Origin of the sequence: Pseudoalteromonas sp. SR44-8 (genome assembly GCF_014163635.1) — a bacterium.
In the GTDB taxonomy this organism is placed as follows: domain Bacteria; phylum Pseudomonadota; class Gammaproteobacteria; order Enterobacterales; family Alteromonadaceae; genus Pseudoalteromonas; species Pseudoalteromonas rhizosphaerae.
Genome location: NZ_JACJDS010000024.1, coordinates 54,585 through 77,142, shown reverse-complemented (window position 1 = coordinate 77,142; position 22,558 = coordinate 54,585). Strand labels below are relative to the sequence as shown.

The 22,558-nt window shown below is 40.8% G+C and carries 22 protein-coding genes and 7 tRNA genes; 10 read left to right on the top strand and 19 right to left on the bottom strand.

All coding sequences use genetic code 11. The features are described 5' to 3' along the window. Positions 1–108 precede the first annotated feature (108 nt). From H5183_RS13495 to dnaQ, 9 genes are all read right to left on the bottom strand, one after another. A tRNA-Asp gene (locus H5183_RS13495) sits at positions 109–185 on the bottom strand. A gap of 54 nt (positions 186–239) precedes the next feature. Continuing rightward, positions 240–316 (bottom strand) — tRNA-Asp (locus H5183_RS13490). Positions 317–353: 37 nt separating this feature from the next. Continuing rightward, positions 354–430: transfer RNA gene (locus H5183_RS13485), tRNA-Asp, on the bottom strand. Positions 431–468: 38 nt separating this feature from the next. Continuing rightward, positions 469–545 (bottom strand) — tRNA-Asp (locus H5183_RS13480). A 31-nt stretch (positions 546–576) separates the two neighbouring features. Continuing rightward, positions 577–653 (bottom strand) — tRNA-Asp (locus tag H5183_RS13475). Positions 654–694: 41 nt separating this feature from the next. After that, a tRNA-Asp gene (locus tag H5183_RS13470) sits at positions 695–771 on the bottom strand. 27 nt (positions 772–798) lie between these two features. Beyond that, positions 799–875, bottom strand: a tRNA-Asp gene (locus tag H5183_RS13465). Between the two features lie 98 nt (positions 876–973). Beyond that, a complete protein-coding gene (locus tag H5183_RS13460) occupies positions 974–2,350 on the bottom strand; it encodes a TIGR03503 family protein (protein WP_149982935.1) in 1,377 nt (458 codons plus the stop codon). An 8-nt stretch (positions 2,351–2,358) separates the two neighbouring features. Then, on the bottom strand, positions 2,359–3,072 hold the full coding sequence (dnaQ, locus tag H5183_RS13455; protein ID WP_145241655.1) for a DNA polymerase III subunit epsilon: 714 nt from the start codon (positions 3,070–3,072) through the stop codon (positions 2,359–2,361). A gap of 68 nt (positions 3,073–3,140) precedes the next feature. On the opposite strand from dnaQ, the gene rnhA reads away from it, so the two are divergent. Both rnhA and H5183_RS13445 read left to right on the top strand, forming a co-directional pair. Beyond that, on the top strand, positions 3,141–3,608 hold the full coding sequence (gene rnhA / locus H5183_RS13450) for a ribonuclease HI (RefSeq protein ID WP_145241653.1): 468 nt from the start codon (positions 3,141–3,143) through the stop codon (positions 3,606–3,608). 85 nt (positions 3,609–3,693) lie between these two features. Beyond that, on the top strand, positions 3,694–4,557 hold the full coding sequence (locus tag H5183_RS13445) for an MBL fold metallo-hydrolase (protein ID WP_145241651.1): 864 nt from the start codon (positions 3,694–3,696) through the stop codon (positions 4,555–4,557). On the opposite strand, the gene H5183_RS13440 is transcribed toward H5183_RS13445, so the two are convergent. Then, positions 4,528–5,286, bottom strand: a complete 759-nt coding sequence (locus tag H5183_RS13440) for a class I SAM-dependent methyltransferase (RefSeq protein ID WP_145241649.1) — start codon at positions 5,284–5,286, stop codon at positions 4,528–4,530. The two genes, H5183_RS13445 and H5183_RS13440, sit on opposite strands and share 30 nt — an antisense overlap. Before the next feature lie 52 nt (positions 5,287–5,338). On the opposite strand from H5183_RS13440, the gene gloB reads away from it, so the two are divergent. Further along, positions 5,339–6,124, top strand: a complete 786-nt coding sequence (gloB, locus tag H5183_RS13435) for a hydroxyacylglutathione hydrolase (protein WP_145241647.1) — start codon at positions 5,339–5,341, stop codon at positions 6,122–6,124. A gap of 157 nt (positions 6,125–6,281) precedes the next feature. Continuing rightward, entirely contained in the window at positions 6,282–7,868 is a 1,587-nt protein-coding gene (locus H5183_RS13430) for a LysM peptidoglycan-binding domain-containing protein (RefSeq protein ID WP_182731915.1), read from the top strand. Positions 7,869–7,918: 50 nt separating this feature from the next. Here H5183_RS13430 and H5183_RS13425 read toward each other — a convergent pair whose 3' ends face one another. Genes H5183_RS13425 through H5183_RS13415 form a run of 3 tightly spaced genes read right to left on the bottom strand, consistent with a single transcriptional unit; the run spans position 7,919 to position 9,445 of the window. Then, entirely contained in the window at positions 7,919–8,368 is a 450-nt protein-coding gene (locus H5183_RS13425) for a flavodoxin (protein ID WP_182731914.1), read from the bottom strand. Beyond that, positions 8,368–9,132: a tRNA pseudouridine(65) synthase TruC gene (gene truC / locus H5183_RS13420; RefSeq protein WP_145241641.1), complete on the bottom strand. Its 765-nt coding sequence runs from the start codon at positions 9,130–9,132 to the stop codon at positions 8,368–8,370. The genes H5183_RS13425 and truC overlap by 1 nt, the downstream gene beginning before the upstream one ends. Further along, positions 9,125–9,445 carry a YqcC family protein gene (locus tag H5183_RS13415; protein ID WP_182731913.1) on the bottom strand — a complete coding sequence of 107 codons (321 nt, stop codon included), beginning with the start codon at positions 9,443–9,445 and terminating at the stop codon, positions 9,125–9,127. Before H5183_RS13415 ends, truC begins: the two co-directional genes overlap by 8 nt. Before the next feature lie 104 nt (positions 9,446–9,549). Between H5183_RS13415 and H5183_RS13410 the strand changes: the two genes are divergently transcribed. After that, positions 9,550–10,578 carry a DUF3549 family protein gene (locus H5183_RS13410; protein WP_145241667.1) on the top strand — a complete coding sequence of 343 codons (1,029 nt, stop codon included), beginning with the start codon at positions 9,550–9,552 and terminating at the stop codon, positions 10,576–10,578. Next, a complete protein-coding gene (locus H5183_RS13405) occupies positions 10,579–10,878 on the top strand; it encodes a DUF3301 domain-containing protein (protein WP_145241637.1) in 300 nt (99 codons plus the stop codon). Positions 10,879–11,578: 700 nt separating this feature from the next. Here H5183_RS13405 and H5183_RS13400 read toward each other — a convergent pair. Then, a complete protein-coding gene (locus H5183_RS13400) occupies positions 11,579–12,226 on the bottom strand; it encodes a GNAT family N-acetyltransferase (RefSeq protein ID WP_145241634.1) in 648 nt (215 codons plus the stop codon). Between the two features lie 153 nt (positions 12,227–12,379). Here H5183_RS13400 and H5183_RS13395 point away from each other — a divergent pair, with 153 nt between their 5' ends. The 3 genes from H5183_RS13395 to H5183_RS13385 all read left to right on the top strand — a co-directional run bounded on the left by H5183_RS13395 (position 12,380) and on the right by H5183_RS13385 (position 13,757). Beyond that, the gene (locus tag H5183_RS13395; RefSeq protein WP_145241632.1) at positions 12,380–12,613 is read left to right on the top strand and encodes a DUF2789 domain-containing protein; all 234 of its coding nucleotides are present in this window, start codon (positions 12,380–12,382) and stop codon (positions 12,611–12,613) included. Positions 12,614–12,702: 89 nt separating this feature from the next. Beyond that, positions 12,703–12,966, top strand: a complete 264-nt coding sequence (locus tag H5183_RS13390) for a hypothetical protein (RefSeq protein WP_145241630.1) — start codon at positions 12,703–12,705, stop codon at positions 12,964–12,966. Between the two features lie 17 nt (positions 12,967–12,983). Further along, positions 12,984–13,757 carry a Zn-ribbon-containing protein gene (locus H5183_RS13385; protein WP_182731912.1) on the top strand — a complete coding sequence of 258 codons (774 nt, stop codon included), beginning with the start codon at positions 12,984–12,986 and terminating at the stop codon, positions 13,755–13,757. Positions 13,758–13,797: 40 nt separating this feature from the next. On the opposite strand, the gene syd is transcribed toward H5183_RS13385, so the two are convergent. After that, the gene (syd, locus tag H5183_RS13380; RefSeq protein ID WP_182731911.1) at positions 13,798–14,337 is read right to left on the bottom strand and encodes a SecY-interacting protein; all 540 of its coding nucleotides are present in this window, start codon (positions 14,335–14,337) and stop codon (positions 13,798–13,800) included. A gap of 59 nt (positions 14,338–14,396) precedes the next feature. Between syd and queF the strand changes: the two genes are divergently transcribed. Then, positions 14,397–15,242 (top strand): NADPH-dependent 7-cyano-7-deazaguanine reductase QueF, encoded by an 846-nt coding sequence (gene queF / locus H5183_RS13375; RefSeq protein ID WP_182717945.1) that lies wholly within the window; start codon positions 14,397–14,399, stop codon positions 15,240–15,242. A 54-nt stretch (positions 15,243–15,296) separates the two neighbouring features. Here the strand turns inward: queF and H5183_RS13370 are convergent, their stop codons facing one another. The 4 genes from H5183_RS13370 to H5183_RS13355 are packed head-to-tail and all read right to left on the bottom strand — an operon-like array spanning position 15,297 to position 22,426. Continuing rightward, positions 15,297–16,178: a peptidylprolyl isomerase gene (locus H5183_RS13370; RefSeq protein WP_182731910.1), complete on the bottom strand. Its 882-nt coding sequence runs from the start codon at positions 16,176–16,178 to the stop codon at positions 15,297–15,299. A gap of 35 nt (positions 16,179–16,213) precedes the next feature. Beyond that, the gene (locus H5183_RS13365; protein WP_182731909.1) at positions 16,214–17,029 is read right to left on the bottom strand and encodes a hypothetical protein; all 816 of its coding nucleotides are present in this window, start codon (positions 17,027–17,029) and stop codon (positions 16,214–16,216) included. Between the two features lie 25 nt (positions 17,030–17,054). Continuing rightward, positions 17,055–20,741: a translocation/assembly module TamB domain-containing protein gene (locus H5183_RS13360; RefSeq protein WP_182731908.1), complete on the bottom strand. Its 3,687-nt coding sequence runs from the start codon at positions 20,739–20,741 to the stop codon at positions 17,055–17,057. Continuing rightward, on the bottom strand, positions 20,741–22,426 hold the full coding sequence (locus H5183_RS13355) for an autotransporter assembly complex family protein (RefSeq protein WP_257326364.1): 1,686 nt from the start codon (positions 22,424–22,426) through the stop codon (positions 20,741–20,743). Before H5183_RS13355 ends, H5183_RS13360 begins: the two co-directional genes overlap by 1 nt. Positions 22,427–22,558 lie beyond the last annotated feature (132 nt).

Genomic DNA, 22,558 nt, shown 5'->3' with positions numbered 1-22,558 from the left:
TGATAGCTGATAGCTGATAGCTGATAGCTGATAGCTGATAGCCAAAGTATGTTTTATTGCAATAGGTATACAAGGACTTTATAAACTTATTATTGAGGAAATAACAAGTGGCGGAGTGGACGGGACTCGAACCCGCGACCCCCGGCGTGACAGGCCGGTATTCTAACCAACTGAACTACCACTCCGCAGTGGTATGTGCATGGGGTAATGCACTTACTAATTTTATTACTGATATCAAGTGGCGGAGTGGACGGGACTCGAACCCGCGACCCCCGGCGTGACAGGCCGGTATTCTAACCAACTGAACTACCACTCCGCAGAGATATCATTATACTTGTTATTACTTAATTTGTTGGCGGAGTGGACGGGACTCGAACCCGCGACCCCCGGCGTGACAGGCCGGTATTCTAACCAACTGAACTACCACTCCAGCATACAAATTTTGTAATATAACATTGTTTAAATAGTTGGCGGAGTGGACGGGACTCGAACCCGCGACCCCCGGCGTGACAGGCCGGTATTCTAACCAACTGAACTACCACTCCAGCGCATATTTAAACTGTTATTTTTTCTTATTGGCGGAGTGGACGGGACTCGAACCCGCGACCCCCGGCGTGACAGGCCGGTATTCTAACCAACTGAACTACCACTCCATAATAAGAATATGTTTTACAACCATATGTTGTGTAAGTGTTGGCGGAGTGGACGGGACTCGAACCCGCGACCCCCGGCGTGACAGGCCGGTATTCTAACCAACTGAACTACCACTCCAGCGTCTACTTACAAATTGTCGAAAATTGGCGGAGTGGACGGGACTCGAACCCGCGACCCCCGGCGTGACAGGCCGGTATTCTAACCAACTGAACTACCACTCCACATTTTCGTTGCTGTCTGAGTCTCCCCTGACAGCGGCGTGAATAATACGAACCAACCCCTACTTCGTCAAGGGCTTTTTTGTTTTTTTACAGGTTTTTTAGTCATCTGACATCGAAAGGTTTAAAATTTCACCGGATCTATCACTTTTTGAACCATTTTTGTCGAGTTCTTTTTTTTCATTACTTTGCGGCTCATTTTCAACTGCTGTTTTTTTCTTCAAAAATGGTAAGTTGATTTTCGGCATGATTGATTTTTTCTGCACAAATACACGAATTGCTAACCAACCCAACAGCAAAACCAGTAAATTCCCGCCAACAATTAAACTAATAAATGTAATTGTTGCCATTGATTCGGCTTCCTTAGCAACTCTTTCTATTTCTTGTTGCTGTGCTGGGGTAATAATTGGTTCTGGTAATTCAGGCACCACTTCTATTGGTCGTTCTATTTCAAATTTATAGGTCGGTAAAGTCGCCATAAATTCGCGCCCATTAACATTAGTACCAAAAACAGACAGTTCAATACTGTATCGCCCCCAATCATAATTTTTAATCGTCAGCTGACGGGTCAAACTGTTTTTAGCATCAAGCGTAAACATTTGCTCTTCATTATTGGGGTAATAAATTTTACCTTGGATCAATACCGTATCTGGTTGCACTATTTGGTTATCGAGGGTAATGGTTAATTGATGTTCTTGCAGGTCATCTTCGGCTAAGGCGATTTCATAACTAAAGGGGGGTTCTTTAACTTCGATAAGATCTTGCACGACGGTGCGCTTTAATAATGGGGTTTCAATATATAGCTCTGGTCGCCATTGTCCGGCTGGGAAAACTAATTTAAATTCACCGGTAAAAATACCATCTTTAGGGCGCTCATCGAAACCACGGCCATCGTCTTTAAATTCAGCAACATTCTGAGTGCCAGCGCCAAAGTTTGCAAAGTCACTGTTATTGGTGCTAATAAAGTCAACATTTAAACTGACCACATCCCGAAACAAGCCCACTTGAATCGGCTCACCATCATTTAGTATTTGCCCTGTAATTTTAACTGTTTCGCCACGAAACAGTAATGGGGGTAATGGTTCGGCTTGTAATTCTACTTCTCCTAACACCACAATCCGGCTTTTCGGCAAAATACTACCAACGACCTGCCAAGGCCCAGGCATTGGCTGCTTAATAGTAATCAGATCATAACTTAGCTCATCAAACCATTGTAGGTTGTCATCTTTTCTCGCCGAGGTTGCATAATATTTACTGCCATCGGGTTTTACCAATACCACTGCTGGTGCACCGGGCTTGCGAAAAAATAATAAGGTGATTTCGTCAACTTTATAATCAATACGAAAACGATTTTCCAGTAAAGGAATTTCATTTTGCCGCCCATCGCGCTGCAGTAAGGTTATTTTATCTTCATTTGTTGCACTGCTGGTGTTTGGTAACATCATAACCAAACACACAACTAACATTATGCTTCTCATGTTTTGCCTTATTCGGCGCGCCATATACATTGACCACCGGCTTCGTTGACTATATTTAATCGCTCTTCGTGAGCGAGTTGCTCATCATTATTGGCTTGTAAGACCACCAGCGGTGGACGGTTTGAATCTAAACGACGCAGTTCTTTTTGTTGTTGCTCACTGCCTTGATTTTTATTTTGATTAAGATTGAGCTTTACCTGCCCCCCCGTCATCGCTAAATAAACGTCAGCTAAGATCTCAGAATCCAGTAGTGCGCCGTGTAAGGTACGCTTAGCGTTATCTACATCATAACGCCGGCATAACGCATCTAAGTTATTCTTCTGTCCTGGATGCAAGTCACGCGCCATTTTGAGGGTGTCGAGAACTTGGCAGTAATCATGGGTTTTTTGATAACCTTGATTGAGCAACGCAAATTCATTATCCATATGACCGACATCGAACGGCGCATTATGAATTACCAGCTCCGCCCCTCTAATATAGTCGAGAAACTCTTGAGCTATTTGATGGAATAACGGTTTATCACGTAAAAACTCATTAGTGATACCATGAACATCAATGGCTTCTTCGTCACTTTTGCGCTGTGGGTTGATATAAACGTGAAAGTTATTGCCGGTTAAACGACGATTCACTAATTCCACACAGCCAATTTCAATAATACGATGCCCTTGTTTAGGGTCGATGCCGGTGGTTTCTGTATCTAAAACTATTTGTCTACGTGCCATATCGAATTTAGCCTGACTCTGGTATCTTTCTATAATCACTTTATTGTACATAAGATCAAGGGAAAACAGTGCAAAAAACCGTAGAGATTTACACCGATGGCTCATGTTTAGGTAATCCGGGCCCCGGCGGTTATGGTATTTTTATGTTTTATAATGACCACGAAAAAAAATTAAGCCAAGGCTATACCCTCACCACCAATAATCGAATGGAAATGCTCGCAGCAATTGTTGCTCTTGAGAGTTTAAACCGCCCGTGTGAGATAAATCTCACCACCGACAGCCAATACGTGAAACAAGGTATTGAATCATGGCTTGCTAACTGGAAGAAGCGAGGCTGGAAAACAGCTGCTAAAAAACCAGTTAAAAATGTCGATTTATGGCAGCGTCTTGATGCAGCCTGCGCCCGTCATAATGTGACTTGGAAGTGGGTAAAAGGTCATAGCGGCAATAAATACAATGAAATTGTTGATGATTTGGCGCGAGATGCCGCTGGCAGTAAAGATTTATTAGTCGATGAAGGTTACAACCCTGAATAATATTAGTAGGTAATTCATCATAAACCATTTAACAACTTAGTTATATGATATAAGATTTGGATATATTAAATAATGGAGTTGTTAAATGGCTATCTCGATCGAGTCTTTTTTTCATCAGCAAAGTGCTACCTTTACTTATTTAGTGTCTTGCCAAACCACTAAATCTGCCATGTTGATCGATGCCCCTGCTGACTTTGATGCTGCTAGCTGTACGTTAAGTTTTCAAACCGCCGACGAGATCATTGCCCATATAAACGATAACCAACTTATTCTTGAGTGGGTTTTAGAAAGCCACGCCCATGCAGATCACATTACTGCCGCCAGTTATATAAAGCAGCAACTTGCGACATATCATCCTTGCAAGTTAGCAACGGGTAAAAAAATAATACAAGTGCAAGAACATTTTAGCCGCCTGTATAATATTAATATGCCATGTGATGGCAGCCCATTTGAACAGCTATTTACTGATAACGAGCATTTTGCACTGGGCGCACACAAGGTTACTGTATTAGCGACTCCAGGCCATACTCCAGACAGTGTGTGTTATTTAATTGAAGGCAACTTGTTTGTTGGTGACACATTTTTTATGCCCGATAGCGGTACTGCACGCTGTGATTTCCCAGGTGGCAGTGCCAAAACGCTTTATCAGTCACTGCAACGTATTTTAGCCCTGCCCGATGAAACTATTTTATGGATGTGCCACGACTATCAGCCGGGTGATCGCCCACTTGCCAATAAAACATCGGTACTCGAGCAGCGCACCAGTAATATTCATCTACAAGCCTCTGAGCAAGATTACATAACAACCCGTAGCGCCCGTGATGCAACACTCAGTGCACCTAAATTATTGCACCCAGCAATACAAATGAATATTCGCGCAGGCCAATTACCAAAAGCACAGCAAAACAGTCAGCGTTATTTAACGCTTCCGCTCACAGTGTTGCTTTGAGGTTTGCCGTAAACCAGCTCCTTTTACTGGAGCAAACTGTGGACGAGCGTGCCATTTAGGCTTTATGGGTGTCAAAGGCGCAACTCGTTTACGAGCGACCAACATATACACACTTCCCATGGGTTTTAGATATTGCTTGGTAAAACGTCGCCATGGCGCAAACCGCGATAAACGGTTGCCTCGTGCTAATGACGAATAAATAAAACGTTCATCACTGACTATTTCAAAACCTAATAGGTTAAGCCAATCTTTTACCCGTGCGGGAGTGAAAAAGCGTCCCGTCCATGGCAACTTTTGACCGCTAAAGGGCAACAACTGCGCAAGTCCACATAAACTAAATGGGTTAAACCCGGTGATCACCATATAGCCACCTGGTATTAAGGTGCGGTGTGCTTCACGTAATATATGATGCGGATCGGTGTGATACTCTAAGCAATGACTTAATATACAGGCATCAACACTGTGCTCGTAAAAAGGGAGTTCATCTATATCGGCAACAACACCTGTAAATGGTCCTGACTCTGCTACGCAGACTTGGTGTTTAATGGTACTTTTACTGGTATTAAGTTCGCCACTGAGATTACCGAGTTTTAACATGTGATAGCCAAACATTCGCGGTAACCACTTGGCCATTTTACGTTCTATATCACTACGTAAATAGTCACCATGAGGAAACTCTTGCCACGACAGTGGTTTGGGTCCTTCTTGAAAACTAAGGGCTGGTTTCATACGCTGAGCTCGTTATACTGTTTGATATCGTCACTTTATAGAGCAATGTCACATGGTGCAAGTCAAAGCAATTAAAGCCTTTTCTGATAATTACATTTGGTGCCTTAGCGATCCTACAAGTTCGCAAGCATGGGTAGTTGACCCAGGTCAAGCTGAACCAGTGTTAACTTATTTAAACCAAGCTGGTTTGACCTTAGCGGGTATTTTAGTTACCCATCATCATTATGATCATACTGATGGCGTAGCCGCTTTGTGTGAAAAATTTGTGGGCATTGATGTATATGGCCCACACAATAGTCCATTTAAAGGGATCACAAAACCATTAATGGACGCGGATAAGATAACCGTACTTGGGACAGAATTTTCCATCATAACAACACCTGGACATACCTTAGATCATATTTGCTATACCCACCCTGCTCTCGCTTTTACTGGCGATACATTATTCAGTGGTGGTTGCGGACGCTTATTTGAAGGAACAGCAGAGCAAATGTACCACTCATTTAACAAACTAAAAGCGCTACCGCATGATTGTAAAATTTATTGTACTCACGAATACACCCAAGCTAACTTAGCATTTGCATTAGCCGTTGAACCGGATAATCAAGACTTGCTCAACTATTCACACTGGGTTGACGAGCAACGTAACAACGACTTAATCACTTTGCCGAGTACTTTAGGGCAAGAGTTAAAAATAAACCCGTTTATGCGTAGCGAGCTGCCAAGCATTACCACGCTATTGCCTGCACAATTTAAAGGACTCAGAAAAAACTCAGCACAAAAAACTGAACCTTGGCAAAACTTCGCAGGTCTGAGAACCTGGAAAGATCATTTTTAATATAATAAACCTGCCCTGTAGTTAATAAATCTAAGCAGATTATTTAGTTAGCTGGTAAACAGCGGCATTGTTGCATATTTTAAACGGTCATAAAGTGGTAATACCGACTCATAACGGGTAGTATTCGCCGAGTTTTTTACCTGATGTATTGGTATTTATGAATAAATCCCCCCTCGTTTTAGCCTTGGCTTTAGTGCTAAGTGGTTGTCAAACCTTGACATCAACACAATCTGATGACGCTATCGTCAATCAAGCAGAGCAGCCACAACTTAATGGCGCCAGCCCACACGATATCAGTGAAGCATTGATGATCAATGCACAATACCAACAAGTTAACGACTTGGATGATGCACCACCCGTTTTTGATGATGTGTGGGAGCGAATTCGTTACCAATTATCAATTGAAGTGCCGCAAAATCGCCCAGTTGTCACTGAGCGTAATTATTATGCTAAACATCAAGCTTATCTAGATCGCATCTCAAAACGCGCGGAACCTTATCTACATTTTATTGTAGAAGAAGTTGAAAAGCGTGATATGCCAATTGAAATAGCATTACTGCCTATTGTTGAAAGTGCCTTTGACCCGTTTGGCTACTCATACCGAAGTGCATCGGGTATTTGGCAATTTATGCCACAAACTGGTGAGCGTTTTGATTTAAAGCAAAACTGGTGGTACGACGGTCGTCGTGACATTGTACAATCAACCCGTGCGGCGCTTGATTATCTATCTTATTTACATAAAACCTTAGAGGGTGATTGGCTCAACGCCATTGCGGCCTATAACTCAGGTGAAGGGCGTTTATTACGCGCCATAAAAAAGAACCGTAAAAAGCACTTGCCTACTGATTTTTGGTCTCTTGATTTACCAAGTGAAACCACCGCCTATGTGCCAAAGCTATTAGCATTATCAGATTTACTAAAACGCCAAGATGACTTTGGGGTAAAGTGGAACCCGATTATCAATGCACAAGTTGTTGAAGCCGTTGATATAGGTTCACAAATTGATTTAGCACTTGCTGCGGATATGGCTGACATTAGCCTGACTGAATTGTATCGTTTAAATCCTGGCTTTAATCGCTGGGCAACGGATCCAAATGGTCCTCACTTTTTATTATTACCAACAGACAAAATTGAGCAGTTTCAACAGTTATTAGCTAAAACAGCGATGAAAGATCGTCTGCGTTGGCAACAGTATATTGTCGCAAGCGGTGACAGCTTATCGGTAATTGCGAAGAAGTTTGCCACCAGCACCAGCGCTATCAAATCACTCAATAAACTAAAGTCAAATACCATTCGTATTGGTCAGCAATTATTAGTGCCGTTAAGTGACGGTGCAATTAATAGCGAACACCTACCAAAACAAATGCGTATGGCGGTGAATAACAATAGTCAAAAGAAACTGTCTCATACGGTTAAAAGTGGCGACACTTTATGGGACATAAGCCGAGAGTACGATGTAACCATTAATGAACTCGCTAGCTGGAATAAACTTAAAAAGAATAGTGTATTACGTTTAGACCAAAAGTTAACGGTTTATCAGAGCCCTAAGACCCCTAAGGCGGCGTTAGTCAGTACCGAGCGGACAATCACCTATAAAGTTCGCCGTGGTGACTCTCTGGCTCGCATCGCAGCTAAGTTTAACTTAACAGTAAACGATATTATCAAATGGAATAACTTAGCAGGACAAAAGTACTTACAACCAGGGCAAAAGTTAAAGCTTAAAGTGGACGTAAAAAGCACCTAAGCGAAATAATACAGACAATAAAAAAGAGCGTTTTCGCTCTTTTTTATTGTCTAATGAGGTAACTTAGCTAACCACTCTTGGAGCCATGGCTGAGTTACTGGCCAAGGTTCAAAATCTTCACAGGCATCAATTTCTAAACGATGGCCGATAGGTTGTGCTTGTAAGTCACGAAATAACTCATCAAAACTTCGCCCTGCACCACAAAACGTATCACCATAACTTCGGTCGCCCATAGCGATAATACCGTATGGCTTAGCAGTTAACATAGGAAAAGTGCTATTCAACTCGTTAAAAAAACCAGCAAGGTTGTCAGGAATATCACCTTGCCCGGTAGTTGAAGTGATAACTAAAATATGTGTGGCTTGTTGAATATCTGCAATGGTTGGTTGATCGACTAAATTTACGCTGTGCCCTGCTTGTTCTATTGCGTCAATAACTTCGTCACTTAAACGCTCGGCACCGCCATATACACTGCCTACAAATATGCTAATCGTTGCCATTAATAATCCCTCTCTTGATGTGGCCAGCCAAGCTGTTGACAAATAGTGAGCATTTCTTCACCTAGCGGCGCTTTAATATTGATCTGTTGTTGAGTATAAGGGTGCACAAAATTAAGCTCAGTTGCAAATAACATTAATCGACGTAATGCAAAATGCTCTCTAAAAAATTGGTTATGCTGATTATCACCATGATTAACATCACCAATTATAGGCAGTGATAAATGTTTTAAGTGACGGCGGATTTGATGCTTACGACCAGTTTTAGGAAAGCACTCCACCAGCGAATAGCGCACTGTTGGGTATTTATCAATTGGTATCGGTAACGTTGCTTGCTGCAAGCAGTTAAACAGAGTTTGTGCCTCTTGTGGGGCTTTATTTTGATCAGCAAACTTATCCGCAATTTTATCCAGCTGTTCTTTTAGTGGCTTATCTAAAAACACCGACTCCGGCGCAAAACCACGCACTAACGCGAGATAGCGTTTAGAGATTTGATTATCAATAAATAACTGATTAATGTCCCGTGCAGCTTCAGAGCTCAATGCAAACAGTAAGACGCCCGATGTAGGCCTATCTAAACGATGCACAGGGAACACATGCTGGCCAATTTGATCGCGCAGCATCTGCATCGCAAATTGTGTTTCATGTTTATCTAAAAATGATCTGTGTACTAATAAACCAGAAGGCTTATTAATTGCGATATAGTTTTCATCACGGTATAAAATTTCAAGCTCAGCAAATTCAATTGGCTCAGGGCGTTCACTCATGGCTGCTTCCTAGTACATTATCAAACTCTGTGAGTAACGCGATGATGGCATCGCCTCCAGCCTTTTCAGTAAGCATTAACTCAGCCATCGGTGCAATTGCAAAATTACTCGGTAACGGCTGCTGTTTAGCAACTAACATTTGCATTTTTTCAATAAATACAAATTGTAACCACTGCTCAAACGCCATAGTATCGTGACAAAATGGCACTGTTGAGTTTAACGCTTGCGGATCAATTGGAGTATTTTGCCAAAGTTGATGCTGTTTTAATAAGTCTTCGAGTTGCGTTAAGTAAGTTTGGGTCTGTTGGTACATAACCACCCTTGTTGATTATCATTGCTTGATTATACCCTGTTCCCACATGGCCTGCTATGGCGTATAATTTAACGAATTTTGCAGTAAAAAATCAGTGGATCATTATGACCGAGCAGATCGCAACCTTAGGGCAATTACTTGATGGCGCAGGTACAAATTGGCGCGCTTTTGATATTGGCAGACATATTACCAAGCTAGATAAAAAGCAATTTTTAGCCATTGAGCAAGCACAGATCCCCTATCCTTTCCCGCTCGCAGGCCATGCATGGTTAGCTATTCAGTTTTGGGATAGCAAAGCCAGTAGCGAGCCCTACGTGTGGTTTTTAAAGTTTCCAGTTGATGAGCAAAGCAAACTGGTATGCGCCAGTCGCGATCACTTTGCCAATATGGTGATAGAAGCACTTGGCAATGATTTGACCGGCGAGCAAGCCGACGGGAAGCTTGATAATAACCCATATGTGTTTACACCTAACGCAAATAAACTAGCTGCATTTAATGCACAGTTAAAAGTGTTATTAAAACAACCTGCCTCACAATATTATGAGTACACCCAACTGTATTTTAGTGGCAAACTAGGGTTTGATAATTGGCAAAGTGTTGCAGTACAGGGGATTGCTGATTTTGCATTACGCTTAGATAGCGATAAAAATCTAGCGTCATTACAACAAGCCTGGGAGCAACTGCCAGCTGAAGTGTTACAACCGCTCAGCGCAATGCTTGAACATGTTGAAATACCGCCGGTATTTAGTCAACAGTTGTTAAGCTACGCCCAGCAAGCCATTGCGCAAAAAGATACCTTAGCACTGTGTTGTGCCCTACGTGCAATGTCAAAAGCACAAGCGCAAACACTTACGGTACAATTAGTGGATACTCTTTTAGATTCAGAAATCGCCACAGAATCGGATGTTTTACTGACCATTGCAGGACGTTGTTTTAACTTGCTCACTGATCCCGAGCGGTTACATATTTTTATGGACAATTGCGCCCACCATCAGCAAATTGAAGAGCTTTTCCCAAGTATTTTTGCTGACTTAGTTGCAATACCGAGTATTCGACCACACCTATTAGGTTTACTTCGCAAAGAAAATCGCAGCGAAACCCTCGCGCGAGCAATTGGAAGGTTATTCTCGTAAATGGCAAGTTTATGGACATTCATTATCATTGGTGGTGTGATTTATCTTTTTTGGCTTAATCGTAAAGTTGCTGAAGCTGCCAACGCACACGCAAAACGTCAAAGCGACCAGCTACAAGTGCAATTAATGAGTGTCGCCTGCACTAAACGCCGCTTTGGCCTTTTAAAAAGCGGCAAACCTGGTATCAAAAGCGAGTTTATTTTTGAATTTTCCAGTGATGGTGAAAGCGTTTATCAAGGGGTGTTATTTATGGAAAATGAAATGCTGAAAAGCGTTTTAGTGCCGCCGCATAAGATTTAGTAGTGAGTGAGTTAGTTTGCGAGTTAGAAAGTTAGCGAGTTAGAAAGTTATCAGCGCACACTGATATTTAATCATTTCACGTTAACTATAAAAAACTAAGGCGTAACATATAGTTACGCCCCAATCTGACTTCGTCCATAATAAGGCATCCATACCTACGCCGAAGCTACCATTTTTATCTATCCCCTGAACGGGTATATATCCAAATACACCCTCACATTGCATCTATGCAATATCCTACACATCCTAGTGTTATCCTCTTTGCCTACCTGGCCGTCCTGCGTTTCCAAACGCTCCTATTACTTCCTGTAATATAATCCTTTGGGCTATCCTTATCATTAGCTCCGCTAATGTACTGCATCCTCGCAGTGTCCTAACTCATCCTTGCATCCGTGTTAACTTGTCCATTTGCTTCCTGCTAAGCATCTTGCTTAATTGCCATAATCCGTTTCCTTGGCAGCAGCTCATTCATTGAGTCTGTGTCGTCTTGACAAAGTAAAGTTTAAAGCAAAGTGGACTCAGCGGTAGTCATAAATAATAATAATTTTCATGTAACAAATTTGCAAAAACAGTTTTTTTACTATAAAACAGTTTGTTACGATGAAATCAATCATGATCACAGCGATATAAAAGGCTTAAGCGCACGATAATGTAAGATATCTCTCACAGTGACATTTCCATTATGGCGCTTTATCTTAAATCAATGCTGTTGAGCTGATTTAAATAGCAGTTCACCTTGTACATTGTTAAAAGTCAGTTGTTGTAAGTGCACAAAACCTTCACTGGCAAAAAACGCGGTATGTTTATCTTGGGTTACAAATACAGCCATACCCGATGCAGCTGGATTACCGCTAACTAAATCATTCAAGCCACGAAGTAGATGACGGCCGAGGCCTTCACCATGAAAATGAGGATCAACTGCAATAAAGGCTAAAAAATAGTAGTTTCCTTGTGCTGCGAGCGCATTACGGATCGTTTGCTCTTTTTCAATTAATTGATTTGTTTGCAAATAGCCAGCACTAAGCATTAACTTTAAACGCCAGTGCCAATAGCGCTGTGCTTGCAGCTGACTTGATGATTCGAATACACACGCAACCGCTTTTAAACGATCATTTTTATATAAACCAATCAGCGGCTGTTTTTCTTGCCAAAAAGTACTGAGCTCTTCACGGATCAGAGCACGTAATTTTTTTTCATAAACGGCTTTATTCGCCTCACTATAATTGAGCATTGGTTGCAATAGCGGATCATCATGATAAGCTTGATAGATTAAGCTCGCAGCAATACTAATGTCTTCTGCAGCAATATATTGAACTCGAAATGTCTCATTTTCAGTCTCAACTGTCATAGCTAGTCCTTTTTATTATTTTGATTTTTTGTACATCAACAACTATAGGTATATTCCTATCTGCGTTAAAAGGCAAATTCAGCGGGTGTTAAACTCTAACAACCCATCATAAAGTTCTATAACTGTTTTACTGTTACCATCAAGGAGCATGACATGGATACCACTAAACACGATATCAATACATTATTCAAACAACTCGGCTTACCAAGTTCAGAGGCTGAGATTGACACTTTCATTGCTGCTCATTCATTACCCGCCACAACATTATTACAAGACGCCCCTTTTTGGGATCAAGCACAACAACATTTTATTGCTGAATCATTAGCAGAAGATGGTGATTGGAGTGAAGTGATTGACGAACTGGATGTACGTTTACGTCAGCAGTAAAAGTATTTGGCTACGGCCAACCACCTGTTATTATACCCGGCGCAGCACATGTTAGTGCTATGCCTTACTTTAAAGAGTTTAAAAATCGAATGAATGCTGTTGTTTTTGATGCAATTAAAGCCCTTCTTGATGAAGGCAAAATTCCTACTGTAGCTTTAACTAAAAGTAAACTGACACAACCTATTCCATTGCCTGTTATTATTGCTGCTGTTAGCCAATATAAAAATAACCCTGATTCTATCCATAATTTAGCAAAACAACCTCAGCAAAAAAGTGAGACTATAGATAACTCTAGTCAACTTGATCGCATCGAAGCAAAACTAGACCGCTTACTAGCACTACTTGAAAAATAATAAATTAGAGATCCATCATGTTTGTTGTTGATTTAACGTTTGATTGTTACCAAGACACGACCCTTGAAAATGCCGAACAAGCGATAAACCGCTTAGTTAATGCACTGCGCTTTAATGGGCAAATAATGGGAGAAGAATTCCCAACAGTATTAAAAGATGGCTACTTTGTAACGCGTGTTATGTGTCCCACTGATGATGCAATGCACCCGCTCAACAACAGTCCATTTGTAAAACACAGCATTGATAAATTACATAGCGCTGGATTGCTGGCACCAAAAGTAAAAGTGATCGGCCAAGATATTCACTCTAATGGTGCAGATGAGTGTCATGAGCCGTCCAGCTATATTTTATATACAACCTATGTGCATACATGTAGTCCGCTGTATTGCGGTGATGATTTTTTACCCGTTCCGTTGTTTAAAATACCCGCTATTGCCAATGGTGATTATAAAACTTTAATAAAATGGCAAGAAGACTGGCAAGCTTGCGACCAAATTCAAATTAATGGTGCAACACGTTGTGAATTTCCTGCATTAGATGAAATATCAAACATTGATAGCGATCTTTCTCGTCGCGGTAAAGATATTGCCAAACGTGTTAGCTTTTTAACTAAAAAGCCAGTTTATTATTATTTGTATCGGGTTGGTGGCAAAGACAAAGCATCTGAGCTTGAACGTAAATGCCCAGGCTGTAATAACGATTGGAAGTTACCTGAATCATGGTTTGGCTTATTTGATTTTAGGTGTGAACCATGTGGTTTAGTGTCTAATATATCGTGGGATTTTCAGTAATAAAAACAAAAGGGAACTGCAGTTCCCTTTTTTAGCATTGTTATATTTCAAGTGCTGCAATAAACTCTCCAAGATTAGCCGCTAAGGTATGATGCGGTTTCTTTCCGACATACTCCAAACATACTTCACCTGAAGAAATTAATACTGATACTAATAAGTCGTCTTGATCCGTTAGGCCTATAAATACCGTTGGCTCTTGCTTAAGCTTACGCTTCATCAATACATGCCCGGTTATATTTTGCTGCAGTAAATCGAAGTCATCTTCATTCCAAGCTTGCAGTAACTCCACGCTATGTTGGTTTATTTTGGCAGTAATTGCTCCTGCGAAAAACGCGCCATAATACTCATTCAGTGCTTGTGGAAACTCAACCTCAAGGGCTGCTGCTAAATCAGTTAAAGAGCCTGTAGGACTGCGACGCGTCGCCTGCCATTGGATCATACCATTTGCATCCGCACTGCCAACCTCACAAGGGCTTGACCAATCACTGTCGTGCTCAATACATGGTAATGAATCTGTTTGCTCTAACTGGCGCTGGGCAAATCGTTGATGAAGTTGTTCTAATTCTGTAGCAATACTCATACTGTGAAACTCATAAGCTTTAGGTATAATGGCGCTATTGTAACTATAAAAGACGTAACATGACAGATTACAGCAATTCACCTGAACTAAAAGGCAGCGTACTTGGCCAATCAACCGAGTATGTAGATACCTACACACCGAGCTTATTGTTTCCGATCGCACGTAAACTTAACCGCGATGATTTAAATATTGATGAAAGTGCCTTACCCTTTAAGGGTCAAGATCTTTGGACTGGCTATGAGCTATCGTGGTTAAACGCAAAAGGTAAACCTGTGGTTGCCGTGGCCACCTTTGAATTTCCTTGTCAAAGTAGCCATATCATTGAATCAAAGTCTTTTAAGTTATATTTAAATAGCTTTAATCAAAGCCGTTTTGATTCAATTGATGACGTACAGGCTATTCTAACTGCGGATCTATCGACAGCAGTAGCAAAGCCCGTCAATGTTACTTTGTACAGCCCGAGTGATTATAACTGTTTACCCTGTACGCCGTTGCCTGGTGAGTGCATTGACGACTTAGACATTGAAATTGATAACTACCATTTACATGCTAACTCTTTACAAGCGGTCGCGACAAATACAGTGACTGAAACACTGCACAGTCACTTATTAAAATCTAATTGCTTGATCACCTCACAACCTGACTGGGCGAGTATTATTATTCGCTATACCGGTGAGCAAGTATGTAAAGAGTCTTTATTGCGGTATTTGATTTCTTTTCGTACTCATAATGAGTTTCATGAGCAATGTGTTGAGCGTATTTATTGTGACTTAATCACGCAATTGAAGATTACCAAGCTTGAAGTTTATGCCCGTTACACCCGACGTGGTGGCCTTGATATCAACCCATATCGATCCACAGATCACGATACAATACCATTTAACGTGAAAATAAACCGCCAATAATAGTCATTTTATTGTATAGAACCCCGAGCCCGCTCGGGGGTAATTTTCAACTCGCTAACTTTCTAGCTCACTAACTCTTTTAGTTGGTATTGACATACCGCATACATCAACATAATTAGGCGTTTCTACAAACCATGCTTCACTGCGATTTTGACGCGCTTTAATCAACATTTTAAAACTATTAGAATCTGTTTTTAGCACCTTAAATTGACTGCGGTCCTCTTTGCTTATATCAGCTAAAACTTGCAGATCCGTTATTGGATTAAATTTCTCTCCTGCTGTTTCTATGCGTGAGAGCAGATTAAAATGAGCCATGCCTTCTAGCACCCGGCCAAATACGGTAATATTTCTATCTAAGTAACGAGGTCCATGACCTAATGTGACATAAAACTCAGTGCCACCGCTGTTAATATCATTATCCCTTGCCATCGCAAATATACCGTTACAATGTACTTGCCAAGTTTGGGTTTGCGCTTCATTTTGTGCCACTGCAAAGCCATTTAAAAACCCCGTGATTGCAGCGTAACCATCTTCTCTATCCAGTTCGGTAATTTTAAGTGCCGTTTTAGTCGCTAAATAAAACTCAGCAGGTACTGCTTTACTTGCAGTGTTAATTACTTTTTTACCACTGGCATCACCGCCTTGGGCTACAAAACCTTCCACAAAACGGTAAACACTCAAACCTCTATAAAAGCCTTCACGAGCAAGTTTTTTTATATTCTGTGTGTGTTTTGGTGCAAGTAATGGATTAAGTTCAATATACGCCGCGCCCGAAGGTAGAGTAATTTTAATGATATTATCAGTGTCTACCATTCGCCATTCTGATGCGCTTACATTACTCATTACATCACTGACTGTTAGTTGTTCAACCGTGTTTGCCACGCTTGTTTGACTCAAGATTAACGCAACCGCAGCTAAGCATGATTTTTTCAACATATCCCACAACTTTTTTTATTATTAGTGGTGCTACATTATTGGGTTAAGGCTTTTTTATCAAGCCAAAATTGTTGTTGCTGAATCGGCGCACTGCGCGGCAACAAGGGATTAATAAGCTCAATAATTCGACGATTTTTTAAATTAGCTTGCGCAATAGCTGCGGCAAAATACTGATAAAATAACGCATCAAAAGATCCATCAGCGATCGCAGCCAATAGTCCATCTTGAAGGAGTTTATGTAATGTTTCATTATTATTTGCGACAAAAAAGTACACTGCGGATGGGTAACGAATAGCAATATGCTGATCATGAATAACATCATTGCCGTAATTTTTCGACACATCAAATATATCGTACGCAAGTGCATCAATATGCCCAGTACGAAGCATTTCTATTGGCTTAGCCCCCATGCCATACCTTAGCGTAGATAACTCATTGCGTTCGAAAATAGCTGAGTCAGGCCAATCTTGCCTTAACCCAAATAGAAATGAACGCAACTGTCCTGAATGCGTAACTTCTGCAAACATATTTTTCTTACTAACATGCACTAAAGGAATACGATAACCCAGTAAACCTTTATCTATGGGGATCAAAATGGCTTTAGCTTGTTTTTCCCATTTCGCGCTTGTTACCCCCCAAAACACATCAATACCATTTTTATCGCCTAACAAGCGTATTGCTCTGGTTTGCGATGGAATACTAGGTACTACAACTGGCACAATAGTGATAGCAGACTTACTTAATACCAGTGCGAGTAACTCAGCAGAATAAGGATGGCTTCCTGCCGAGTAACGTACACTTAATTGCGTATTAGCGTACCCACTAAAAGAACACAATAAGTAAACTAACATTAGTTTTCTCAACGTATCATTACCACTAATCTAAATCGAATTTATAAAGAATATCAACATTTTGATACAGGCCACTGGTGATTTCAATGTATAACTGCGACAGTAACTGATAGCGTACTGCCACTTCACTGAGGGAGTCAAAAATCCCCACACTGTATTTCACTTGAATGCCTGGCGCAACGTAACCCGAAATTTCAACTTTGGTCTCTTCGCCGCTCCCCTTAGAGCTCAAACTCACATCAGATAAACCAAACGTTTCACCAACTTTAGAAACCATTCCTTCACTACGGCTCACCCCTTGTGCTAGCAACAACTGAGTTAACATCGCATCTGTTGAGCTATCACCTTCACCTAGTGGTTGACCATTTAACAAGTAAGCGAGTGATTGTGCTTGATCCATTGCTGGTTCAGAGAACACTTTTAATACAGGCTGATCGATATTGCCTGTTAAAGTGATCCCGGCAATAACATCATTAGCAGTATTGTCTGGATTACGGATCGCTTTAATATTTAAGTACGGCTTATCAATTGGGCCACTAAAACCAATTTGCCCGGTACGAATTATCAAATCTTGACCAAATGAACGATATGTACCTTGTCGTAAGTTCAATTCACCGGTGGTGATCATTGGCGTTTGTTGATCCATTTTAATCGCTAAATCACCTTCAATTTTTGACTCCAGACCAAAAGATTTTATACGCACATCGTTTTCAACAATTAGCTTTAAGTTTATATCGTAATCAAAAGGCACAGCTTGCGTTTGCTTGGTCTGCTTATCAATAATAATCTCATCATCACTGACTCGCACAGCGCCTTCTGGTAACTCTTCTATTTCTATTCGACCATACGGGACAACCACTTGCCCTGCTAGTTTAAAAGCATTATCAACTAAACTTATTTTTAGGTCTGGGGAGATCTTAAAAATCACTCCTTGCTGCGCACGCACGTAAAACTGCTCACCAAGTACCGCTAAGTTAACTGCAGGCTGAGTTCCTTGCCAATCAATATCACCGATCAGTGCTAATTCACCGCCTTCAGCATCTTTTAACTTCCCTTCCAAGGTGGCTTTGGTTTTATCAAATGCGATACTAATATTTGAATCCACAATCGCGACTGGAAGTTGCTCGCCTTGTAAATTCACGTCGGAAATCTCAAGTTCACCATTTAACAATGGCGCACTGAGCGTGCCAGCTAACGCAATTTGCCCGCTAATACTGCCTCTTAATTGCTCTAGAGTACCCATAAAAGGCTGTAAATCGGTTAATAAAATCTTATCAATCATAAGTTGACCACGAAGCAATTGCTGACCAGTTAAATCTTCAGTATTGAGGTCAGCACTGATATCACCAATCACACTAGAGCTTAGACGAGCCTGCAATTGTGCATTTTGTTGATCCGCGGTGGCGTTAAGCGAAAATGTTTCTATTGGTAAACGATAGCGTTTATCTTCATTTATAAGCGTGGTCGCTAAATCATGTGAGCTAATTACTGCTGTTAAAGTTTGTAATTGAGTGTTTTGCCAATTCGCATTTAGTTGGCCGTTCAAGCCCCCTTCGGTAATAATATTTTCAGGTAATAAATGTTTTATTTCAGCTAGATCAAAATTATCCAGTTGCGCTTTAAACTGGCCTTGTTGGTTAGTTTGGCTAAGCTGCTCAACGCAAAGTTTGCTATTGTCACTTTGCCAGCAATGTTGCTGCACCGAAAAATCACCATTGTCGATGTTAAATTCAATTGCAACCGCCGGTTGTGCGCTAATGCGAATAACATTATCAGTAAGCATTACATCACTGACATGGCCTTGCCATAATTGATTAGTAAATTTACCAGCAACTTCAAATTGAGCTTCTCCGTCAGCGGCATCTAAATTAAATTGCAATTGATGATCAGCTTTATCGCCTGCTGCTGCAATAGTAAAACTGTTGATATGACGACCAGATACACTCGCATCTGTGAGCTTTAAACTCACATTGGTTTGCCAATCAGCGGCATAATTAAAGTCCGTTTTGAGCGCTAGATGTTCAATCGCAATATCAGCAAAGCTTAAATGACTGATGCCAACATCTAGATTGACTATCGGCTCCAACCGTTGCCCAGTTATAGCAAGCTTACCTTCACCAACACCGGTAAATTCGAGTTCATTTTGCTGCGCTTTATTTAAATGTAACAGCCCTTTAATATTCCACTGCTTAGTAATATCACCAGATAATGTAAGTTTATTTTCACCACTGGCAAGCTCAAACTTATCAATACTTGCATACAGTGAGTTATTTAAATCAAAGTCTGAGGCTAAGCTAAATGGTATATCGTTCAGCGTACCAGCTAGCTGAGTATTGGTCATTTTCAGCTGCCATTGCTGCTGCTCAGCACTGAAAACACCGTTAAATTGCCCTGAAAGATCACTTGTTAGCGCATCTGTTAGGTACTGGGCTTTCAAATGAGTTAATTGCCCTGAAAACTCACTATGGATACCTTCATCCCAACGCGCAGACGCTGTAATAGTGGCTTTACTCTCGTTCGCTAACAATGACAAGTCATCGACGTGGATCTGGGTTAGGCCACCTTTAAGAGAGGACTTTAACTGTACCTTAGGGTATGCCGCCAACTGACTTTGTGCTATTAGCTGTAACTTATAATCATCAGCATTACCTTTGCCAGTTAACTGCACATCACTAATCTCTAAAGCGTTGTTATCTACTTCAAGCTGCCACTGAGTAATATTTGCATTGACTGAAAAAGGAAAGTTTATCGTTTTTAAATCTGCGTTTATTTTTGCACTTAGCGGATATTGCCCTTGGGTGATTACATCTAGTTGCAAATCGTGTAAATCACCATCCACAGCCAAACTGAGCTGATGCTCTGGATTGTTAAGAGTTATTTTTGCCGTAACAGGCGTATCATCAACTAAGGTTGCTTTCAATTGGCTACTCAAATGCCATTGCAAATAATCAGCACTGAATGAAGGTAATATCAGTTGGCTTTTTGCAATTGAGAAAGCACCTTTAATATCTGTAATTTCATGACTTTGCTCACCTTGTACAATCGTTACTTTCGATACCAATAATTGCTCAAGTGTTGCTGCAAGCGGCGAGCTAAAATGGATGTCAGGTAACGCCGCAAGTGCAGTTAGTGGTTCGCTAGGAGGTGATTGAGTCTCTTTGAGCAGCACATCAACTTGAGCAATTGAGAGTGAGTTTAACGTCACAAGGGATTGCTCTGCCGAGGCTGACAGCGCAAATTTTGTCACTGTGACATCAGCGCTGGGATGAGCAAGCTTAAACGATGCAATTGCGATACGTTTAATCGAAATTGCTATCGGTAAACTGATCTCATCAGTACTACTGGCAACTGGCTGCTCTGGAACAGTCGCTTCATCATCAGCTAAATTTTGTGAAATATCGGGCAATATCAGTGCCATACTCTGCGCACTAATATTTTCGATGCAAATACCTTCACATCCCCACCAATATAGGTCGAGTTTTAGGTTTTTAGCATTAAAATCTAAGCCATCTTGTTGAAACTGCACATCAAATGAATCGTTATATAAAAAACGGCCATTGTTAATATCTATGTGTAAGCCATCGACTAGTTTATTTGCAGTATAGGCAATCAGCTGATTACCTGGTGCTGTAAATAATAAACAAAATACCAGCACGAATACCGAGGCGAGAAACACTGTGAGTACAGTGATGATTTTTTTCATTCTTGACATTAAATTTCAGGCCCTATGGTAATACTTAATCGTGTACTTTTACTTTCTTTAGTGAGTCCCCACGCGTGATCAATTCTCACAGGGCCTACTGGTGTTAAATAACGAATACCCAACCCAGCTCCCACTTCGACACGATCAGTAAAGTCATTGGTCGCTGTACCGCTGTCTACAAATAAGGCTGCTCGCCAACTCTCTGCAAATTGATAATTATATTCAACAGTACCTGTAATTAGATATTTACCACCAATCAAACGACCGGCTTCATCTTCAGGTGATATTGATTGATATGCAAAACCACGTACGCTTTGATCACCACCAGCATAAAAACGCAGTGAAAATGGTACGTTATCAATATCATCGACTAGCATTGCACCAATATTTGCTTTTAAAAAAATCAGATGTCGGTCAAGGTATGTTTGCAACCAAGCATTTTGTATCTGCATTCTGACGATATTTGTGGTTGAAAACATGTCCTTTAAGCCAAACTCTGCCGACAATAACCATTGATATCCTGATAATGGCGTTGTGCCTCCCTCTGTGACTTTTTTTGCGTAACTGAGCCCGGGCATTAACATTTTTGAGCTTTGCTCTGCATCACCAATTCGGTATGTTTCTCGATCGCGGCGTAAAAAGGCAGTACGAACCCAATTATCATCAGTCAACCATTGGCGTTGTAGTTGTCCAGTAAGGATTTTACTGTAAACGTCGTTAGTTAACTCATCTTCTAACTTGTAACCGACAGAAAAACGCCATAAATCATCATTTGGATCATCAACAGGAACTGTGTAACCAAGTGAAATATCTTGTTGCCGCTGCGACACATTTAAGTTGCTTTCAAGGTAGTGGCCATTTTCAGTGAGCCAAGGTTTGGACCATTTAAAACGCACTTTTGGACCAAGATCTGTACTGTAACCGCCACCTATTTCATAACTGTTGGCAGGTCGATGTAGTACGTCAACCCTAATAGGTACTTGCTTATTCGCACGATTAGCAATATCAGCGTAAACACGCACACTGGCAAAATAAGGTGTGGTTGAAAGTGCTAAGTTATACTCAGAAACCAAGGTTGCTTTATAAGCTTCACCTTGCTTAAATTTTGCAATTGAACGAATGTATTTCTCTGCTCGGGTTTCTTCACCTAAAACTAACTCACCAAATTGGTAGCGAATACCGGTGTCGATCGTTAAAATCACTTCAGCACTGTTATTCTTTAATGAAATTGCGAGTTGATGTGCTTGCCATTTAACATCAAAATATCCTAACTCAAGCAATTGTCCTTCAATTTTTTTACGCGCCGCGTCATAATTGCTGTGATTTAAAATATCTCCTTGCTTTAAATTAATACTATTGATGCTTTGCTTGAGAAGAGGGTCATCTTTACCATCACCTTGAACAGTGATACGTACATCTGCAATTCGTGTTACAGGTCCGCGCTCAATGGTAGCGACTAAAGTTTGTGTTTCATTATTATATTTTAACTTAATGGTCGGTTTATAATAACCGAGTGCTTTTAAGCTAATCGCCACTTGTTTTTTTGCATGACTTAACAAAGTGCTGGTTACTTTTTCACCATCTAGTTGTTTTAAGTACAGCGCAACGTTTTTTTCAAGATCGCCCTTTATACCATTAATTTCATAACTAGTTACCACTTGCGAAGCTGCAAATACATGAAATGAAAACAACAAAAATAAACCAACCGCAAAGCGAGTTAATATCCAACTAGGCAAGTAATTTCCTTACTTAAAAAAATTTACCGATAATGATTGAAATAGTACCATATTGAAGTGACTTCACGCAGTAACTCAAATGTGAAAATT

Bases quoted from the DNA above. Each gene is read 5' to 3' on its own strand.
- H5183_RS13425 (WP_182731914.1), bottom strand. From the start codon at position 8,368: ATGGCAACGATTAGCATATTTGTAGGCAGTGTATATGGCGGTGCCGAG.
- H5183_RS13460 (WP_149982935.1), bottom strand. From the start codon at position 2,350: ATGAGAAGCATAATGTTAGTTGTGTGTTTGGTTATGATGTTACCAAAC.
- syd (WP_182731911.1), bottom strand. From the start codon at position 14,337: ATGAGTATTGCTACAGAATTAGAACAACTTCATCAACGATTTGCCCAG.
- H5183_RS13400 (WP_145241634.1), bottom strand. From the start codon at position 12,226: ATGACAGTTGAGACTGAAAATGAGACATTTCGAGTTCAATATATTGCT.
- H5183_RS13430 (WP_182731915.1), top strand. From the start codon at position 6,282: ATGAATAAATCCCCCCTCGTTTTAGCCTTGGCTTTAGTGCTAAGTGGT.
- queF (WP_182717945.1), top strand. From the start codon at position 14,397: ATGACAGATTACAGCAATTCACCTGAACTAAAAGGCAGCGTACTTGGC.
- H5183_RS13410 (WP_145241667.1), top strand. From the start codon at position 9,550: ATGACCGAGCAGATCGCAACCTTAGGGCAATTACTTGATGGCGCAGGT.
- dnaQ (WP_145241655.1), bottom strand. From the start codon at position 3,072: ATGGCACGTAGACAAATAGTTTTAGATACAGAAACCACCGGCATCGAC.
- H5183_RS13415 (WP_182731913.1), bottom strand. From the start codon at position 9,445: ATGTACCAACAGACCCAAACTTACTTAACGCAACTCGAAGACTTATTA.
- H5183_RS13360 (WP_182731908.1), bottom strand. From the start codon at position 20,741: ATGTCAAGAATGAAAAAAATCATCACTGTACTCACAGTGTTTCTCGCC.
- H5183_RS13405 (WP_145241637.1), top strand. From the start codon at position 10,579: ATGGCAAGTTTATGGACATTCATTATCATTGGTGGTGTGATTTATCTT.
- truC (WP_145241641.1), bottom strand. From the start codon at position 9,132: ATGAGTGAACGCCCTGAGCCAATTGAATTTGCTGAGCTTGAAATTTTA.
- H5183_RS13385 (WP_182731912.1), top strand. From the start codon at position 12,984: ATGTTTGTTGTTGATTTAACGTTTGATTGTTACCAAGACACGACCCTT.
- H5183_RS13395 (WP_145241632.1), top strand. From the start codon at position 12,380: ATGGATACCACTAAACACGATATCAATACATTATTCAAACAACTCGGC.
- H5183_RS13445 (WP_145241651.1), top strand. From the start codon at position 3,694: ATGGCTATCTCGATCGAGTCTTTTTTTCATCAGCAAAGTGCTACCTTT.
- H5183_RS13365 (WP_182731909.1), bottom strand. From the start codon at position 17,029: ATGTTAGTTTACTTATTGTGTTCTTTTAGTGGGTACGCTAATACGCAA.
- H5183_RS13370 (WP_182731910.1), bottom strand. From the start codon at position 16,178: ATGTTGAAAAAATCATGCTTAGCTGCGGTTGCGTTAATCTTGAGTCAA.
- gloB (WP_145241647.1), top strand. From the start codon at position 5,339: ATGGTGCAAGTCAAAGCAATTAAAGCCTTTTCTGATAATTACATTTGG.
- H5183_RS13440 (WP_145241649.1), bottom strand. From the start codon at position 5,286: ATGAAACCAGCCCTTAGTTTTCAAGAAGGACCCAAACCACTGTCGTGG.
- H5183_RS13390 (WP_145241630.1), top strand. From the start codon at position 12,703: ATGAATGCTGTTGTTTTTGATGCAATTAAAGCCCTTCTTGATGAAGGC.